The organism is uncultured Jatrophihabitans sp. (assembly GCF_964246335.1).
GTDB lineage: Bacteria > Actinomycetota > Actinomycetes > Mycobacteriales > Jatrophihabitantaceae > Jatrophihabitans.
Window position 1 is genome coordinate 33,921 of sequence record NZ_CAXTQF010000009.1, and the last position, 15,397, is coordinate 49,317.

The 15,397-nt window shown below is 70.4% G+C and carries 14 protein-coding genes; 10 read left to right on the forward strand and 4 right to left on the reverse strand.

Annotated features, from left to right (window positions below; genetic code table 11):
* Positions 1 to 9 precede the first annotated feature (9 nt).
* Positions 10 to 729: a lysostaphin resistance A-like protein gene (locus ACFFCN_RS04505; protein WP_375489933.1), complete on the forward strand. Its 720-nt coding sequence runs from the start codon at positions 10 to 12 to the stop codon at positions 727 to 729.
* Here the strand turns inward: ACFFCN_RS04505 and ACFFCN_RS04510 are convergent.
* Together ACFFCN_RS04510 and ACFFCN_RS04515 are read right to left on the reverse strand one after the other, a co-directional pair.
* Positions 716 to 1,957 carry an MFS transporter gene (locus ACFFCN_RS04510; protein ID WP_375489934.1) on the reverse strand — a complete coding sequence of 414 codons (1,242 nt, stop codon included), beginning with the start codon at positions 1,955 to 1,957 and terminating at the stop codon, positions 716 to 718. The two genes, ACFFCN_RS04505 and ACFFCN_RS04510, sit on opposite strands and share 14 nt — an antisense overlap.
* Positions 1,954 to 3,390, reverse strand: a complete 1,437-nt coding sequence (locus ACFFCN_RS04515) for an MDR family MFS transporter (RefSeq protein WP_375489979.1) — start codon at positions 3,388 to 3,390, stop codon at positions 1,954 to 1,956. Before ACFFCN_RS04515 ends, ACFFCN_RS04510 begins: the two co-directional genes overlap by 4 nt.
* Before the next feature lie 301 nt (positions 3,391 to 3,691).
* On the opposite strand from ACFFCN_RS04515, the gene ACFFCN_RS04520 reads away from it, so the two are divergent.
* Entirely contained in the window at positions 3,692 to 4,750 is a 1,059-nt protein-coding gene (locus tag ACFFCN_RS04520) for a fatty acid desaturase family protein (RefSeq protein ID WP_375489935.1), read from the forward strand.
* 55 nt (positions 4,751 to 4,805) lie between these two features.
* Entirely contained in the window at positions 4,806 to 5,822 is a 1,017-nt protein-coding gene (locus ACFFCN_RS04525; RefSeq protein ID WP_375489936.1) for an aldo/keto reductase family protein, read from the forward strand.
* Between the two features lie 27 nt (positions 5,823 to 5,849).
* Here ACFFCN_RS04525 and ACFFCN_RS04530 read toward each other — a convergent pair whose 3' ends face one another.
* Positions 5,850 to 6,032, reverse strand: coding sequence for a hypothetical protein (locus tag ACFFCN_RS04530; RefSeq protein ID WP_375489937.1), 183 nt, complete (start codon positions 6,030 to 6,032; stop codon positions 5,850 to 5,852).
* A gap of 89 nt (positions 6,033 to 6,121) precedes the next feature.
* On the opposite strand from ACFFCN_RS04530, the gene ACFFCN_RS04535 reads away from it, so the two are divergent.
* Genes ACFFCN_RS04535 through ACFFCN_RS04545 form a run of 3 tightly spaced genes read left to right on the forward strand, consistent with a single transcriptional unit; the run spans position 6,122 to position 9,146 of the window.
* Complete coding sequence (locus ACFFCN_RS04535; RefSeq protein ID WP_375489938.1) at positions 6,122 to 7,111, forward strand: LLM class flavin-dependent oxidoreductase; 990 nt, start codon at positions 6,122 to 6,124, stop codon at positions 7,109 to 7,111.
* Entirely contained in the window at positions 7,108 to 8,682 is a 1,575-nt protein-coding gene (locus ACFFCN_RS04540; protein ID WP_375489939.1) for an APC family permease, read from the forward strand. The genes ACFFCN_RS04535 and ACFFCN_RS04540 overlap by 4 nt, the downstream gene beginning before the upstream one ends.
* Positions 8,679 to 9,146 (forward strand): nuclear transport factor 2 family protein, encoded by a 468-nt coding sequence (locus tag ACFFCN_RS04545; protein WP_375489940.1) that lies wholly within the window; start codon positions 8,679 to 8,681, stop codon positions 9,144 to 9,146. The genes ACFFCN_RS04540 and ACFFCN_RS04545 overlap by 4 nt, the downstream gene beginning before the upstream one ends.
* A 239-nt stretch (positions 9,147 to 9,385) precedes the next feature.
* On the opposite strand, the gene ACFFCN_RS04550 is transcribed toward ACFFCN_RS04545, so the two are convergent.
* The gene (locus tag ACFFCN_RS04550; RefSeq protein WP_375489941.1) at positions 9,386 to 10,159 is read right to left on the reverse strand and encodes an esterase/lipase family protein; all 774 of its coding nucleotides are present in this window, start codon (positions 10,157 to 10,159) and stop codon (positions 9,386 to 9,388) included.
* A gap of 148 nt (positions 10,160 to 10,307) precedes the next feature.
* Between ACFFCN_RS04550 and ACFFCN_RS04555 the strand changes: the two genes are divergently transcribed.
* The 4 genes from ACFFCN_RS04555 to katG all read left to right on the forward strand — a co-directional run bounded on the left by ACFFCN_RS04555 (position 10,308) and on the right by katG (position 15,383).
* Positions 10,308 to 11,423, forward strand: a complete 1,116-nt coding sequence (locus ACFFCN_RS04555) for a ScyD/ScyE family protein (RefSeq protein ID WP_375489942.1) — start codon at positions 10,308 to 10,310, stop codon at positions 11,421 to 11,423.
* Positions 11,424 to 11,526: 103 nt separating this feature from the next.
* Positions 11,527 to 12,588 carry an aldo/keto reductase gene (locus ACFFCN_RS04560; RefSeq protein WP_375489943.1) on the forward strand — a complete coding sequence of 354 codons (1,062 nt, stop codon included), beginning with the start codon at positions 11,527 to 11,529 and terminating at the stop codon, positions 12,586 to 12,588.
* A 48-nt stretch (positions 12,589 to 12,636) separates the two neighbouring features.
* Positions 12,637 to 13,113 (forward strand): Fur family transcriptional regulator, encoded by a 477-nt coding sequence (locus ACFFCN_RS04565; protein WP_375489944.1) that lies wholly within the window; start codon positions 12,637 to 12,639, stop codon positions 13,111 to 13,113.
* 71 nt (positions 13,114 to 13,184) lie between these two features.
* Complete coding sequence (gene katG, locus ACFFCN_RS04570) at positions 13,185 to 15,383, forward strand: catalase/peroxidase HPI (RefSeq protein ID WP_375489980.1); 2,199 nt, start codon at positions 13,185 to 13,187, stop codon at positions 15,381 to 15,383.
* Positions 15,384 to 15,397: the final 14 nt, after the last annotated feature.

A 15,397-nucleotide genomic window follows, 5' to 3' on the forward strand; every position in this document is an offset into this window, starting at 1 on the left:
GACGCCGTCATGACCACCGTGCGGGTGCCTGGCTGGGTCGGGCGTCTGCTCGGCCCAGCGCTGATCGACCAGGTGCCGCGCGACCACCACCAGCCCGACTCCCAGTTCCGCCGTCGGCGCATCGTCTCAGCGGTGACTCTCGTCGTCGGCGCGACCCTGCTCGGGCTCTCGCTGGCCACCGACCCCGGCAAGTTCGCGTTCTACCCGCTGACCGGGTCGGTGGCGGTCGTCTGGGTCCTCGGCGGGCTGCTCTCCGGACCGCTGCACCTGGGCCGCGCCCTGCGGCACGGCGAGCTGCGTCGGCCGTTGGCCACGCCGATCGTGCTGGGCCTCGCCGCCGGAGCCGTCTTTGTCGTCGGCGCGCTGGTCGTGCGCGAGATCGACCCGATCCGCTCGATCATCGCCCACGTGCTGGCACACGAGCAGCAGGGCAACTTCGCACTCGTCGCCGTGCTCACCCTGGCGAACGGCCTCGCCGAGGAGGTCTTCTTCCGCGGCGCACTGTTCGCCGCGATCGGGCGCAAGTACCCGGTCGCAATCTCGACGGTGATCTACACGCTGGTGACCGTCGCCACCGGCAACTTCATGCTCGTGTTCGCCGCGTTGCTCATGGGCACGTTGTTCGCGCTCCAGCGGCGGGCCTCCGGCGGCATCCTCGCCTCGATGATCACGCACGTCATCTGGTCGGTGGTCATGCTCCTGGCGCTGCCGCCGATCATCGGGGTGTGACGGCCTCCGGCGGCGCGTCCTCGGTGGCCGGTGCGTCGCTCGCCGGCGCGGTCGTCCGGCCGGTCACCCAGATGAGCAGGCCGACCAGCGGGTAGACGGAGCCGAAGACGCACACGCCCGCCCAGCCGAACGCGTCGTGCAGCAGGCCCGATACCGCGGAGCACACAGCGCCGCTCACGAACACCGTCGTCATGTAGACCGTGTTGAGCCGGGCCCGCGCGTCCGGCCGCAGCGCGTACATCACCTGCTGGCTCATCACCTGGTGGCACTGCACCGCGAGATCGAGCAGCACCGCGGCGACGGCCAGCAGCACCACGCTGTGCGAACCCAGCCCGGCCAGCGCGAGCGACGCCGCAGCCAGCACGAACGCGGCCCCACGCGCCGGGTGACCCCAGCCGCGGTCCGCGAGCCAACCGCCCAGCGGTGCGGCTGCAGCGCCGGCCGCGCCGACGAGTGCGAACACGCCGATCTGCGCCTGGCTGAAGCCGTGCTCGTCGACGAGCTCGTAGGCGATCGCCGTCCAGAACGCGGTGAAGGTGCCGAACATCGTCGCCTGGCACAGCGCGAGGCGGCGCAGGACGGGCTCCTCGCGCGCGAGCCGGGCCACCGTCGCGAGCAGTGAGCGGTAACCGTCCGGGTGGTCCGGGCGACGGGTGGGCAGCGCCCGCCACAGCACTGCGGCCAGCACCACCGTGAGTCCGGCGGAGACGAGGAAGATCGTGCGCCAACCCGCCACGTCGGCAACGAAGCTCGCGACGGTGCGGGCGAGCAGGATGCCGAGCAGCAGGCCGCTCATGACCCGGCCGACGTAGCGGCCCTGCTGGCCCTCCGGCGCGAGATGCGCGGCCAGCGGCACCAGGATCTGGGCCACCACCGACGTCAGGCCGACGAGCACGCAGAAGGCGAGGAAGACGCCGAAGTTCGGGGCCAGGCCGGCCACGACCAGCGACACCGCGGTCGCCGCGAGGATGCGCACGACGAGCACACGGTTCTCGGTGAGGTCGCCGATCGGCAGGACGAACAGCAGGCCGAGCGCGTACCCCACCTGGGTGACGGTGACGACGGTCGCCGCCGCGCCCTGCCCGACGTGCAGCGACGACGCGATGAGCCCGAGCAGCGGTTGCGCGTAGTAGAGGTTGGCCACGGTGATGCCGCACGCCGCGGCGAGCAGCGCGACGAGCGCGCCGTGCCCGCCCTGCGTGGCGTCACTCTCGGCAGCGTTGCTCACGCGGGCACCGTCCCGTCCGGCACCTTCTCCGCACCAGAAGCACCAGAAGCACCGGAAGCACCGGCAGCGCCGGCCGCCGGCTTCAGCGCGTTGCGCGGCATCAACGCCACCACCAGGCCCATCACCGCAGCCAGCACGACCGTCGCGATGAAGACGTGGTGCACAGCGGTGTCCAGGCGAGTGGGGTCGGCGTGCGCGGACTGCACCGCCGACGTCGCGCCGCCGAGCGTCGCGTTGGCCACGGCACCGAACACGGCGATGGCGAGTGCGCTGCCGAGGGAGCGCGCGAACATGTTCGCGCCGGTGACCACGCCGCGTTCCTGCCAGTCGACAGACGATTGCGCCGCGATCATCGTCGGCGCGGCCACCAGACCCATGCCCAGCCCGATGACGAAGCAGGTGGCCGCGGTCTGGACGACGCCCGAGTGCAGGCCGAGCGCGGTGAGCCCGATGCTGCCGGCGAGCGTCAACGCACTGCCGATGAATGCGCAGGAACGCACCCCGATCCGCAGATACAGCTTGCCCGCCTGGGATGCGGAGATCGGCCAGCCGATGGTCAATGTGGCCAGCGCGAAGCCGGCGACGAGCGGCCCGGTACCCACGACGTCCTGCACGTAGGTGGGCACGTAGGAGCTCAGTCCGATCAGCACCCCGCCGACGGCGAACGACGCCGCCGCCGTGGTGACGAGCAGCCGGCGGCGGAACACCCACAACGGCAGGATCGGCTCGGCGACGCGTGTCTCGACCGCGACGAACACCGCGAGCAGCACCAGCCCCACGACCGGCACCGCGACGCCGGGCACCGATGCCCACCGCCAGGCCTGGCCGCCCTCGAGCACGCCGAGGATGAGCAACGTCAGCCCCGACGTCAGCAGCGTCGCACCGCGGTAGTCGACCCGCGGCCGGCTGCGCTCGACCTTCTCGTGGAACCGCCGGCCGATCATCGCCGCGGCGAGCACGCAGAACGGGATGTTGACGAAGAAGATCCACCGCCACGAGACGTACTCGCTGAAGACACCGCCCAGCGTCGGTCCGATCACCGACGCGGCGCCCCAGACGCTGGCGAGGTAACCCTGGACCTTCGCGCGCTCCTGCACCGAGTACAGGTCACCGACGATCGTCAGGCTCATCGGCTGAATGGCGCCGGCGCCGATACCCTGCACCGCCCGGAAGACGATCAGCGCGGGCATGCTCCACGCGAGGCCGCAGGCGATCGACCCGGCGAAGAACGCGGCGATGCCGAACAGCATCACCGGCTTGCGGCCGAACAGGTCGGCGAGCTTGCCGTAGACCGGCACCGTGACGGCCTGCGCCAGCAGGTACACCGAGAACAGCCACGGGAACTGTGCGAAGCCGCCGATGCCGGAAACGATGGACGGCACGGCCGTGGCAATGATCGTCGCGTCGATGGCCACCAGCGAGACGGCGGTCATCAGGGCGAGCAGGATCGGGCCGCGCTCGGAGCGCAGCCCGACGTCGGAGCGGGTCACGGATCCAGTGTGGTCGACGGCGTCATCGTCGGGGGAACGCCCGCTCCCGGCCGGCGCATTCCGAGGAATCAGCTGAGTGCCGTCGGTCACCAGCCGCTTCGGCATGACATCGCGACCGCTTCCCGCCATACTCATGACGTCGAGGCCGTAACCGCACCGCACATAGAGTCGGTGCCGGTCTTGGTGCGTCGCCATTCTCAGGTGCCTCGACTGGCCCGGTCGGTGTATCAGACAGGGATCCCCCGTGACCGCTACCCCGGTCGCTGCGCTGCACGACGCCCGCGGCAGCGCCTTCGCGCCGCTCTCCCGCCAGGTTAAGGCGGCCGGGCTGCTCGAACGGCGGCGGGTGAACTACGCGATGCGCTTCACGGCGACCGTCGGCGGCTTCGCGGCGCTGTGGGCGGTGTTCGTGCTGGTCGGCGACTCGTGGTACCAGACGATCGTCGCGGCGGCGATGGGCATCGCGTTCACCCAGGTCGCGTTCCTCGGCCACGACGCCGGGCACCGGCAGATCGCCCGGACGCGGCGGGTGAACGACGCGCTCGGTCTCGTCGTCGGCGACCTGCTGATCGGGCTCTGTTACGGCTGGTGGGTCGACGAGCACAACCAGCACCACGCGCACCCGAACCATGAGGGTCAGGACCCGGACATCGGTGAGAGCGTCATCACCTTCACCGACGCCCAGTCCCGCGACCGGCGTGGCGCCGTCGAGAGCTTCATCGCCAGACATCAGGCACTGATGTTCTTCCCGCTGCTGACGCTGGAAGGGCTCAACCTGCACGTCGAGGCCATCACCTGGCTCAAGAACAACCGTGGCCGCCGACGCTGGCTGCTGGAGGTAGCGCTGCAGGCGGCGCACGTGGTGCTGCTCTTCGGCGCCCTGCTCCTCGTCCTCTCGCCGGTCAAGGCGCTGGTCTTCCTGGTGATCCAGCAGGCGGTGTGGGGCGTCTACATGGGGTGCTCGTTCGCGCCCAACCACAAGGGCATGCCGGTCATCCCCGAAGGACAGAAGCTGGACTTCCTGCGCGCGCAGGTGCTCACCACCCGCAACGTCCGCGGCGGGATCGTCACCGACTTCCTGCTCGGCGGCCTGAACTACCAGGTGGAGCACCACCTCTTCCCGAACATGCCGCGCGCGAACCTGCGCAAGGCGCAACCGCTCGTCAAGGCGCACTGCGCCGCGCTCGACGTGCTGTTCACCGAGACCAGCCTGATCGGCTCCTACGCCATGGCGTTGCGGCACCTGCATCAGGTCGGGGCGCCGCTGCGCGCGGCCCGGCGCGCCCGCCCCGCCGTCGCCTGACCCGGCTGCAGGAGCGGCCCGGTTCGCCACGCGCGACCACGGGCAGGCTGCGGGCATGGACTTTCGATACCTCGGCGATTCCGGCATGCAAGTCTCCGAGATCACCTACGGCAACTGGCTGACGCACGGCTCGCAGATCGAGAACGACGTCGCGACGAAGTGCGTGCGCGCCGCCCTGGACGCCGGCATCACCACCTTCGACACCGCCGACGTCTATGCGAACGGCAAGGCCGAGGAGGTGCTCGGCGACGCCCTGAAGGGCGAGCGGCGCGAATCGTTCGAGATCTTCACCAAGGTCTACGGGCCGGTCGGCCCGGACCCGAAGGGCAAGAACGACACCGGGCTGTCGCGCAAGCACATCATGGAGGCGATCAACGGTTCGCTGCGCCGGCTGCAGACCGACCACGTCGATCTGTACCAGGCGCACCGCTACGACAACTTCACGCCGCTCGAGGAGACGATGCAGGCGTTCGCCGACGTCGTGCACTCCGGCAAGGCCGCCTACATCGGCGTGAGCGAGTGGACGGTCGACCAGATCCGCGCGGCACACGACCTCGCCGACCAGTTGAACATCCGGCTCGTGTCGAACCAGCCGCAGTACTCGATGCTCTGGCGCAACATCGAGGGTGAGGTCGTGCCCGCGTGCCGCGAGCTCGGCATCAGCCAGGTCGTGTGGTCGCCGATCGCCCAGGGCGTGCTCAGCGGCAAGTACCAGCCGGGCCAGGACGCACCGGCCGGCTCGCGGGCCACGGACACCTCCGGCGGCGCGGACATGATCAAGCGCTGGATGCGCGACGACGTGCTGACCCGGGTGCAGGAGCTGCGCCCGATCGCCGACGACCTCGGGTTGTCGATGGCCGCCCTGGCCGTCGCCTGGGTGCTGCACAACGACAACGTGGCCACCGCGCTGATCGGCGCGTCACGGCCCGAGCAGATCGACGACAACGTCAAGGCCGCGGGCGTGCAACTGCCCGAGGACGCGCTGAAGAAGATCGACGAGGTCCTCGGCGACGTCGTCACCGCCGACCCGGGCAAGGTCGCCGAGTCGACGCCGAAGGAACGCTGGGTCTGACCCTCGGGTCGAGGTCGCAGCGACCGGTCAGTCGGGGGTCTGCATCGAGTCGTGTTTAGTGCCCTCGGGGTCCTCGGTACGCGCGTCGGAGTCCTCGAGAATGGCCTGCGCCTGCGCCTGCGGATCGTCGCTACCGCCCGCCGACCGCTCCTCGGGCAGTAACTCGGCGGCTCGTTCTTCGACGCGGTCGGGGTCCGGTTGCTCGCTCATGTGTTCAGCCTCCCCCACCGGGTCGGAATGCCGGCGGCCGGGCGCGCGGTTGCACCGACAGAGCAACTTGACGAAAGGACGTGTCCCTGATGCCGGCACCGCTGTCCATCCTCGATCTCGCGCCGGTGCGGCGCGGCGAGACCCCGGCGGACAGTTTCGCCAACAGCGTGGCGTTGGCGCGGCTCGCCGAGGACGCGGGCTATCGCCGGGTCTGGTACGCCGAGCACCACAACATGCCGCGTATCGCGTCGTCCGCGACCGCCGTACTGATCGCGCACGTCGCGGCGCACACCGACACCATCCGGCTCGGCGCGGGCGGGGTCATGCTGCCCAACCACTCGCCGTTGGTGATCGCCGAGCAGTTCGGCACGCTCGCGTCGCTAAACCCGGACCGTATCGATCTCGGCCTCGGCCGAGCACCCGGTTCGGACCGCACCACGATGTACGCCCTGCGCCGCGACCACACGTCCGCCGACCGCTTCCCCGACGACGTGCTCGAGCTGCAGGGTTATCTGCGGGGCGAATCGACGGTGCCCGGCGTCGACGCCTACCCCGGCCGCGGCACCGACGTGCCGCTGTACATCCTCGGCTCGTCCCTGTTCGGCGCGCAGCTCGCTGCCGTGCTCGGCCTGCCCTACGCGTTCGCGTCGCACTTCTCCCCGGACGCGCTCGAGGAGGCGGTGGCCACCTACCGCCGTGAGTTCCGTCCGTCGGTGCAGCTCGAGCGCCCGCACGTGATCGCCGGGGTGAACGTCATCGCGGCCGACACCGAGGCCGATGCACGCGAGCAGCTGCAGCACGCCAAACGGTCCAGGTTGCGCGCCCTCGCCCGCCCGGGGCTGTCGCTCACCGATGAGCAGGCCGATGAGGTGCTCGCCTCGCCGCAAGGTGCGCAGATCGAACACATGGTGCGCTACTCCGCGGCCGGCGAGCCGCGGCAGGTGCGCGACTACCTGGACGAGTTCGAGAAGCACGCCGACGCCGACGAGTTGATCGTCGCGCTGCAGTCACCGAACATCGAAGCGCGGCTGCGATCGGCACAGCTGCTGGCCGAGGTCAGCGCGCCCGTCGCGTCGTGACCACCGCGCAGGTCGCGCCACCCGAGCCGGCGGCGCAGGACGACCGGCTCCAGCGCCGCCTCGGCTTCGGCGGCCTGACGGCGATCGGCTTCTCGAACATCTTCGGCTCCGGCTGGCTGTTCGCCGCCCTGTACGCCGCGCAGACGGCGGGTCCGGCAGCACTGATCTCCTGGGTGCTCGCCGGGCTGCTGTGCGCGCTGATCGCGTTGGTCATGGTCGACCTCGGTGCTCGCCGCCCGGCCGGCGGCGGCACGGTGCGCTGGCCGCAGCAGAGCAACGGGCAGCTGGTGGCAAGCGTCATCGGTGTGTCGGTGCTGCTGACCGTCGGCGGTACGGCAGCCGAGATCACCGCCATCCTCGGTTACGCCGACCACTTCCTGCCGTGGCTGCAGCACGGCTCGAAGCTGTCCGCCGCGGGCGTCGCCGTGGCGGTCGGCCTCGCGCTCGTGCTGTCGGCGCTCAACTGGTTCGGCGTCAAGCTGTTCGCCGAGCTGAACAACGCGATCACCGTCGTCAAGATCGTCGTCCCGGTGCTCACCATCATCTTGTTGTTCGCGTCCGCGTTCCACCCGAGCCACGTCGTCGACCACGGCTTCGCGCCGTACGGCTACGGCGCCGTGCTCAGCGCGCTTGCGGCCGGCGGCATCGTCTACTCGGTCAACGGCTTCCAGGCGGCCGCGGACTTCTCCGGTGAGGCGCGCAACGCCAAGCGCGATGTGCCGCGGGCGATCCTCGCGTCGATCGGCATCGCGGTCGCCGGCTACCTGCTGCTGCAGCTGGCGTTCCTGTTCGCGGTGCCCGACTCGATGCTGGCCCACGGCTGGGCGCACGTGTCCTTCGATTCCCCGTTCGGCCAGCTGGCACTGATCCTCAACCTGCACTGGCTGTCGGTGCTGCTCTACTCCGACGCCGTCGTCTCCCCCGGCGGCTCGGCCTACGTCGGCGTCGCGATCGACACCCGGCACACCTACGCGCTGGGCGCGAACGGCGTGCTGCCGCGCTTCTTCCTGGCCGTCGAGCAGCGCTCGGGCATCCCGCGTCGCGCGCTCGCGCTGAACCTGCTCGTCATCCTCGTCTTTCTGCTGCCGTTCTCCGGTTGGCAGCAGATCGTCAGCGTCGTGGGCGACCTGTACCTGCTGACCTACGCAGCCGTGGCGATCTCGGCGGCGGTGCTCGCGCCGCCCGGCGACAACCGGCCGCTGCGCCGGCTGCCGCCGATGCGCGTACTCGCGCCCGTCAGCTTCGTCGCCGCCACCGAGTTCATCTTCTGGTCCGGCTGGCACGACCTGCGCATCGCCTTGTCGCTGACGCTGATCGGCCTGCCGCTCTACGTCGTCACGTGGCGCGGGATCGGACGTGCGCGGCTGGCCGCCGAGCTGCGCAAGGGCGCGTGGATCGTGGCGTACCTGGCCGTGCTGTTGCTGGTGTCCTTCCTCGGCAGCTTCGGCAACGGGCGTGATGTCATCGGCGCGCCGTGGGACACCGTCGTCGTGGCGCTGCTCGGCGCGGCGACGTATGCGGCCGGCCTCGCCGCGGGCCGTCGTCACCTGCGAGAAAGGGAGACCGCATGAGTGAAGCCCGACCGCCGTTGCCGCCGTTCGATCGCGATGCGGCGCTGGCCAAGGTGCAGGCCGCCGAGGACGCGTGGAACACCTGCGACCCGCAACGGGTGAGCCGCGCGTACACCGAGGACTCGGTCTGGCGTAACCGCGACCGGTTCCTGACCGGCCGCACCGAGATCGTCGCGTTCCTCACCGACAAGTGGGAGCACGAGCTCGACTACGTCCTGCGCAAGAGCCTGTGGGCCTTCACCGGCGACCGCATCGCCGTCCGCTTCCAGTACGAGTGCCACGACGCCGCCGGCCAGTGGTGGCGCAGCTACGGCAACGAGCTGTGGGAGTTCGCCGACGACGGCTTGATGAGCCGGCGCGAGGCCAGCATCAACGACGTGCGGATCGAGGAGTCCGAGCGGCGGCTGTTCGGCATCCGCCCGGACGACGAGCGCGCGGCGGCGCTGGAGCTGCCGCTGCGCTGAGCTGCAGGCCGGCGCGCGGAGTCGGGTGGCCGCAGGCTCTGCGGTCGCTCAGTCGTCGCGCTGGCAACACCGTCGAGGCGTGGTGGGGTCACCCGCGAAACGCCAACTATCCGTCGCCGAAGCGACGAAAATGTGCGGTTGACCGGAGGGCGGTTGCCATGCCCTCGCGACGCGCCAACACCGCTGCCCGCGGCGCGCCGTTGCCGCCCGGGCGATGCGCCGCGCGCCGCGCGAGCGCGCTAGGCCACCGCGTCGGACTGCGGGTACATCATCCGCAGCAGCGCCGGCGGCTCGAAAGGCGTGCGGCCCGGCTCGGGCTGCGCCAACCGATCCGCGACCACCCAGAACGTCGCCGGGTCCGCGCCGAAGCCGAGGTGTGCGCAGCGCACCTGCACGTTCTGGTGCAGCGCAGTTTGCGGTTCGACGCACGAGCGCCAGTGCACGATGCCGTCGCGCTTCGAGAACAGGGCCGTGGACGGCACGGAGATCGGCAACGCCGTCTGCGCCGACGGCTCGTTGCCCGTCACGTGCCGGTGCGCCTGACGCCGGAACGACCGACCCACCCTCGTCTGCACCGGGTCGACCAACGCGAACGGGCTGCCGAGGGTGATGACCTGGCGCACCGGTTCGGGACGCGCCCGTGCGAGCTCGCGCGCGAAGACCCCGCCCAGGCTCCAGCCGACGATCGACACCGGCCCGCCGGTGCGCTCGGCCAACAGGTCGACCAGCCGCGGCATGCCGTCGACGATGTCCGACGTCGGCCCGAAGTTGCGCCCGAGCCGCCAGCCCCACACCGTGTGGCCGAGGTTGTGCAGGAAACGACGCAACAACTGGGTGCTCGCGTCGGTCGCCATGAAGCCCGGCAGCACGAGCACTCCGTGCGGTTCGCCGCGCGGGGCCCGGCGCAGCCACGGCGCGGCCAACGGATACGCGCCGAGCTGCAGCACACCGCGCGACGGCTCACTGACGAAATGTCGCAAAGCAGGCGGTTGCGCCGCACTCGTCGCCGTCACGGTCACGACCCTAATTCACCCGCCGTAACGGCGTTACGTCCCGCACAAGACTGTCGACGGAATGCATCCGCAGCTTTACGTCGAGCGAGCGGGCGCGCGTGCATTCTCTGCGCAAACACCAGGCTGGACCGGCGTAGGGGGATCGGACATGGGTCGACAGAGGTTACGAATCGTCACCGGGATGGCGGCCTGCGCCGCCGCCGGAATCGGCGTGCTGGGCGCGCCGTCGGGCGCAGGCGCGCAACCTGCCGCAACAACCCCGCTGCATGTGATCAAGACGCTGTCGACGAGCTACATCGCGCCGTTGCAGTTCGCCGTCGCCGGCCCGTTCGTCGTGGTCGCCGACGCCGGGACCGGCACGTTGAACGTGATCGGCCGCGACAAGCCGGTGTTCAGCGGGCTGGGTACCCAGGGCTCGGCGGCGGCCTTCGACCCGCGGACGCTGAACGTCGGGTATTCGTCGACCAACGACGATCATTCGGCCACCAGCTTCAGCATCGTGTCGCCGCTGCACAAGCCGGTGGTCGCCGATCTCGCCCTGTTCGAGAAGACCCACAATCCGGACGGCAAGGTGCAGTACGGCGTCCCGCACCCGAGCAAGTGCGTCAGCGATGCTCTCGACAAGGCAGGCATCCCGGCCAACTACAACGGCCAGGTCGATTCGCACCCGTACGCCGCCACTGCGCTGGGGCACGGCGCCTGGGCCGTCGCCGACGCGGGTGGCAACGACATCGTGCGGGTCAGTCGGTACGGGCACCCGTCGACGCTCGCTGTCCTGCCGCGGCAGGCGCTGCACGTGACATCGGAGTTCGCAGCGCAGAACGGGCTGCCGAAGTGCACCGTCGGGATCACGTACTACTTCGAGTCCGTGCCGACCGACGTCGAGCGCGGCCCGAGCGGATGGTTGTACGTCAGCACGCTGCCGGGCGGCGAGGGCGTTGCGGGCAGCGTGTACCGCGTCAACCCGCACAACGGTCACGCCACCCGGATCGCCACCGGCTTCGCCGCAGCCACGAACATCGCGGTGACGCCTCGCGGCACGGTCTACGTCGCCTCGCTCGGCGACGGCACGATCCGCAAGGTCGAGCACGGCCGCAACGCGGTGGTCGCCAACCTGCCGGACGTCGTGGCGATCGAGTGGGCGAACAACCACCTGTACGCATCCACGGCCCCGGTCGTGGAGCAGGAGCAGGACGGCCCGAGCGGACCGTCCGGGCCCAGCGGACCGCCGCCGCACGGACGAATCGTCGTCCTCGGCCGCTGATCCGGCTCGCCCGCGGGCCGCGCGAGTTCGCGCGGCCTGCGGGCAGCGGGCCCCGTGACACAGCCGGTGCGTGTCCGCGCGTCGTTGCGGGCAGGCTGCCTGCATGGAATATCGACAGCTCGGCAACTCCGGCCTACGCGTGTCCGTCCTGACGATGGGCACGATGACCTTCGGCGGTTCCGGCAACTTCGCCGACGTCGGCAGTACTGACGTCGACACCGCGAAGCGCCAGTTCGGCCTGTGCCAGGACGCGGGCGTGAACGTGATCGACACGGCCGACGTTTACTCCGGCGGCACCGCCGAGGAGATCGTCGGCGAGGCGATCAAGGGTCACCGCGACGACTGGCTGCTCGCCAGCAAGGTGCGCTTCCCGATGGGCGACGGCCCGAACGACGCCGGGTTGTCGCGCCACCACATCATCAGCGGCGCCGAGGCGAGCCTGCGCCGGTTGCAGACCGACTACCTCGACCTCTACCAATTGCACGAGTGGGACGGCCAGACTCGGCTCGAGGAGACCCTCGGCGCGCTCGACACTTTGGTCCACCAGGGCAAGGTGCGCTACGTCGGCGTCAGCAACTACTCGGGCTGGCAGCTGATGAAGGCGCTCGGGATCGCCGAACGCGATCGGCTGCCGCGCTTCGTCAGCGAACAGATCTACTACTCGCTGCACGGTCGCGAGGCGGAGAACGAGCTGCTGCCCGCCGCGCTCGACCAAGGCCTCGGCGTGCTCGTGTGGAGCCCGCTCGCCGGCGGCCTCATGTCGGGCAAGTACACCCGCGGTGACAACGGTCAGGTGCAGGGACCGAAGGGCTCGCGGCACCTGTCGGACTGGAGCGAGCCGCCGATCGACTACCCGGACCGGCTCTTCGACACCGTCGACGTGCTCAACGACATCGCCAAGGCCCGCGAGGTGAGCGGCGCGCAGGTAGCCCTCGCCTGGCTGCTGACCCGCCCCGCCGTCTCTTCGTTGATCATCGGCGCGCGGACCGAGGAGCAGCTGTCGGACAACCTCGCCGCGGTCGATCTCGAGCTGAGCGTCGACGAGCTCACCCGCCTCGAGGAGGTCAGCCGGCCGCCGCTGCTCTACCCGTACTGGCACCAGTCGATCACCGCTGCCGACCGTCTCGGCGCACCCGACATGGCGCTGTACGAGCCGTATCTCTGACCCGGACGGCGGCGCGCACGGACCCTGCTCGTTTTGAGTCATTCCAGAATGTGCGAGACTGCCCGGGTGCGGACGGTCGAGGAACACGAGAGCCGACTGCGGGCCGCCGGCCTGCGGGTGACCCGCCCTCGCCTCGCGGTGCTGACGGCGGTGCACGAGCACCCGCACGCAGACACCGAAGCGCTGATCGCCGCGGTGCGCGGTGAGGTCGGCGCCGTGTCGCATCAGGCCGTCTACGACGTGCTACGCGCACTGACCGACACCGGCCTGGTGCGCCGGATCCAGCCCGCGAACTCGGTCGCACGCTACGAGGCCCGGGTCGGCGACAACCACCACCACGTCGTCTGCCGCACCTGCGGCGCCATCGCCGACGTCGACTGCGCCACCGGCGAAGCCCCCTGCCTCGAGGCGTCGGCCGACTCGTTCCCCACCGGCTTCGTCATCGACGAGGCGGAGGTCGTTTATTGGGGGCGCTGCCCCGCGTGCGCCGCGCACGACACCGCACCATCAGCCACCGCGTCCTGAACCAACCCCCCGGAAAGGATCGACCGACCGTGTCCGAGCAGCACAACGATCACAATGCCGTCGTCGGCGACATGCAGTCCGCCGGCAGCGAAGGGGAATGCCCCGTCGTCCACCGCCGCAACTATCCCGCCGAGGGCGGCGGCAACCGCGACTGGTGGCCCAAGTCGCTCAACCTGACGATCCTGCGCAAGCACCAGGCTGTCGCGAGTCCGATGGAGGACGACTTCGACTACGCGCAGGCGTTCCAGACCGTCGACCTCGACGAGCTGCGCGCCGACATCGAGCAGGTCATGACGACCTCGCAGCCGTGGTGGCCCGCCGACTTCGGCCACTACGGCCCGCTGTTCATCCGGATGGCGTGGCACAGCGCCGGCACCTATCGCACCGAGGACGGCCGCGGCGGCGCGGGCGCCGGCATGCAGCGCTTCGCGCCGCTGAACAGCTGGCCGGACAACGTCAGCCTGGACAAGGCCCGGCGACTGCTGTGGCCGGTCAAGCAGAAGTGGGGCCGGCGCGTCTCCTGGGCCGACCTGATGATCTTCACCGGCAACTGCGCGCTGGAGTCGATGGGCTTCACGACCTTCGGTTTCGCCGGCGGTCGCGCCGACGTGTTCGAGCCGGACGACGACGTCTACTGGGGCCCGGAGGACACCTGGCTCGGCGACTCGCGCTACACCGGCGATCGCGACCTGGAGAAGCCGCTCGCCGCGGTGCAGATGGGCCTGATCTACGTCAACCCCGAGGGTCCGAACGGCGAGGCCGACCCGATGGGCTCGGCGCGCGACATCCGCGAAACGTTCGGCCGGATGGCGATGAACGACGAGGAGACGGTCGCGCTGATCGCCGGCGGCCACACCTTCGGCAAGACGCACGGCGCGGCGCACCCCGACGACCACGTCGGCCCGGAGCCCGAGGGCGCGGGCCTGGAGGAGCAGGGCTTCGGCTGGCGCAACAGCTACGGCAGCGGGCACGGCCGGGACACCATCACCAGCGGCATCGAGGTCACCTGGACCGCGGAACCGACGAAGTGGACGAACCTCTACTTCGACAACCTGTTCGGCTACGAGTGGGAACTGACGCACAGCCCGGCCGGCGCGAACCAGTGGCAGCCCAAGGACGGCGCCGGCGCGAACACCGTGCCCGACCCGGAGGACGGTTCGCTGTCCCGGCCGCCGACGATGCTCACGAGTGACCTCGCGCTGCGCGTCGACCCGATCTACGAACCGATCTCGCGCCGATTCCACGAGCACCCCGACGAGTTCGCCGACGCCTTCGCGCGTGCCTGGTTCAAACTGACGCACCGCGACATGGGCCCGATTCAGCGCTACCTCGGCCCGCTCGTGCCGCAGGAGGAGCTGATCTGGCAGGACCGGATCCCCGCCGTCACGCACGAGCTGGTGTCCGCCGACGACGTGCGGGACCTCAAGGCGAAGATCCTCGACTCGGGGCTGACCGTGGCGCAGCTCGTGTCCGCGGCCTGGGCGTCGGCGTCGACGTTCCGCGGCAGCGACAAGCGCGGTGGCGCCAACGGCGCGCGGATCCGGCTCGAGCCGCAGAACGGCTGGGCGGTCAACGAGCCGGACGAGCTCGCGCAGGTGTTGCGCACGCTGCAGGGCGTCGTCGACGACTTCAACGCGGCGCAGTCCGGCGGCAAGCAGCTGTCGATCGCGGACGCGATCGTGCTCGGTGGAGCGGCCGGTGTCGAGAAGGCGGCACGCGACGCGGGCGTCGAGGTCGAGGTGCCCTTCAGCCCGGGCCGTGGCGACGCGACGGCGGAGCAGACGGACGTGACGTCGTTCGACTCGTTGGAGCCGGACGTCGACGGGTTCCGCAACTACCTGGGCAAGGGCCAGCGCCTGCCCGCGGAGTTTCTGCTCGTCGACCGCGCGAACCTGCTCGACCTGTCCGCACCGGAGATGACCGTGCTCGTCGGCGGGCTGCGCGTGCTCGGCGCGAACTACCAGAAGTCGAAGCTCGGCGTGTTCACCGACAAGCCCGGCACGTTGACGAACGACTTCTTCGTCAACCTGCTCAGCATGGACACGCAGTGGTCGGCCGACGACGAGGACTCGCAGACGTTCACCGCCCGCGACGCCTCCGGCACGACCAAGTGGACCGGCAGCCGCGTCGACCTGCTGTTCGGCTCGAACTCCGAGCTGCGCGCCGTCGCCGAGGTCTACGCCAGCGACGACGCCAAGGACAAGTTCGTGCACGACTTCGTCCGGGCGTGGAACAAGGTGATGAACGCCGACCGGTACGACCTCGTCTGAACCGTCACGCAAGA